This window comes from Streptomyces sp. (assembly GCF_031178505.1).
Taxonomy (GTDB): Bacteria; Actinomycetota; Actinomycetes; order Streptomycetales; family Streptomycetaceae; genus Streptomyces; species Streptomyces gulbargensis.
On record NZ_JAPSIW010000899.1, the window covers coordinates 1 to 2,459 of the forward strand.

General features: G+C 75.9%; 2 protein-coding genes. Both read left to right on the top strand.

The annotated features are described in order from the left end of the window. Positions 1-322 precede the first annotated feature (322 nt). Positions 323-1,504, top strand: a complete 1,182-nt coding sequence (locus tag RIF68_RS34155; protein ID WP_309055353.1) for an alpha/beta hydrolase — start codon at positions 323-325, stop codon at positions 1,502-1,504. Between the two features lie 74 nt (positions 1,505-1,578). Then, positions 1,579-2,459, top strand: an 881-nt coding sequence (locus RIF68_RS34160; RefSeq protein ID WP_309055352.1) for a DUF4429 domain-containing protein, incomplete at its 3' end; no start/stop codon positions are given.

Genomic DNA, 2,459 nt, shown 5'->3' on the forward strand with positions numbered 1-2,459 from the left:
CTCACCGAGCGGTACCTCGACCACCTGAACCCGGCCCTGGCGCTCCGCTGGCGGGACGGCTCCACCACCTGACCCGGCGGCACCCGGGTCCTCCGGAACGACGGCGGGCGGGCGGCGGGAGGACCGGCGTCACGCCGTAGGGTTTCGGCCCGTGACCTCCGCCGACGTCTCCTCCTGGCACGCCGCCGCCGTACGCGTACCGCCACCGCTCCTGTTCACCGACGGACGGGTACGGACCGCGCGGACCCCGCTCGCGCCCGCCGGCGTGCGGCAGCCCGTGCCCGGGACACCGGAGGCGCCGGGGGCCCGTGCCGCGACCCGCGTGACGCGGGCGGTCCTCGCGCTCGGGGTCGTCCTGCTGCTCCTCGCGACGAGCGGATGGACCGCGGTCCGGCAGCGGCCGTCACCGGGTCCGCCGCGCGAGGCCGCGCTCGTCGCCTGGGAGCGGGAGCGGTTCGACGGCCGGCCGCTGCCGGACCCGGCCGGCGCCCCGCCCCGGGCCGTCGCCGCCTTCTTCGCCCGGCTCGGGCAGGACCGGGCCGAGCGGCTCGCCGCCCGGCACCCCCTCGTCGTCGGCAACCTCAACGGCGCCCCCGCCGCCCTGCGCTACCGGGCCAACCGGATCTCCCTCTCCCGCGCGCTCGCCGCCGAACGGGGCCGGGTGGACGACCCCCGGCTGACCGCCGACGGGCGGCACGAGGCCCTGCGGCGGGTCCACCGGTTCACGTCCCTCCTGCGACCGGACCGCCAGGTCCTCGCCTTCGACCCGGCGGGTACGGGACGCACCGCCGAGGTCCTCGGCGACCTGGAGCGGGCCGAGCGGATATCGGTGATCGTCCCGGGCGTCGACACCAACCTCCTCACCTTCCAGAAGACCCACAACCGGTACGGAGCCCCGGCCGGGATGGCCCGCGCCCTGTTTGAGGCGGAGCGCCGCACCGCGCCCGGCGCCCGGATCGCGGTCATCGCCTGGGCCGACTACACCGCCCCCGCCGCCGTCAACGTCGACGCCGCCACCGGCCGCCTCGCCGCCCACGGGGCCGAACGGCTGGTGGCCCTGGCCGCGGCGCTGCCGGGGCACGCGCGCGTGGCGCTGTTCTGCCACAGCTACGGCTCCGTGCTCTGCGGGATCGCCGCGCCCCGGCTGCCCGGCCGGGTGACCGACCTGGCCGTGGCGGGCAGCCCGGGCATGCGGGCCGAGCGGGCCGCGGACCTCGGCACCCCGGCGCGGGTCTGGGCGATGCGGGACCCGGACGACTGGATCGGGGACGTGCCGCACCTGGAGGTCGGCGGCATCGGGCACGGCGCGGACCCGGCGGAGCCGGAGTTCGGCGCGCGGATCCTGTCGGCGGCGGGCGCGGCCGGACACAGCGGTTATTTCGAGCCGGGCACGGAGAGCCTCGGCAACCTGGCGGCCATAGGGGTGGGGGCGTACGAACGGCTGGTCTGCGCACATGCCGACCGCGCTTGCCACGACGGAATCTTCGACGCGGAAGGGGTCTGACGCGCGTAGATCACAGAATTTCGGGACCTTTCGGAGGGGCGACGCGCGGGCACGCGCCGCATACGATGAGGCGTATGGGTGATGTGCTGGCCGGAATTCATGCCACCTGGGAGTTCGAGAGCGACGCCCTCGTCATCCGATTCGAACGGGGGATCCGCACGCCGAAGCTGTTCCAGGCACTGCGCGAACGGCGCGTACCGCACGAGGCGCTGGCCTCCGTGACGCTCACGCCGGGCAGGCGCGGCACCGTCGTGCTGCGCGCCGTGCCACGGCCGGGGGCCGATCCGCTGATGGAGGCCGCGGCCGGACAGCTCAAGGAGGGCAGCGACCCGTACCGGCTGGTGCTGCCGGCGGACCGCGAGACGCTCGCCGAGTACTACCGCGACGAGCTGCGCGGCGTCCTCGCGCCGGACGCGGAGCGCGAGCCCGCCGAGCGCTTCCTGGTGGCGGCGCCCTCGGGACCGCAGTCCTTCAAGGCGTACGACGGCAAGGCCAGCTTCGACGGGCACGCGGAGGTCGCCTTCCGCTGGTTCTGGACGGGTGCGTCGTCGGAGAAGTGGAAGGCCGGCGACCAGACCTTCTCGGTACGGGAGCTCAGCGGGGTCGAGTGGCGCTCCCCCGACGTCCTCGACGGCTACCTGCGGCTGCTGCCCCGGAACGGCGCCCCCCGGGCCGCCCAGCCCGACCACGACCCTGCGTCCGTCGTCTTCGGCCTCGGCTACGGGCCGGTCCACGAGTCCCTCCCCTTCGCCGCGGCGGTCCTCGCGGCGATCCGCACCAGCCCGGACCGCGCCCCCGTGGCCGCCGCCGCGCCCGCCCTCGGCAGGACCGGGGCCTCCGGTGACCCCGGGGCCGTCGCCGAAAGGATTCGGCACCTGGGGGAACTGCACCGGGCGGGACTGGTGACGGACGAGGAATTCACGGCGAAGAAAGCGGAACTCCTGGCGGAGCTCTG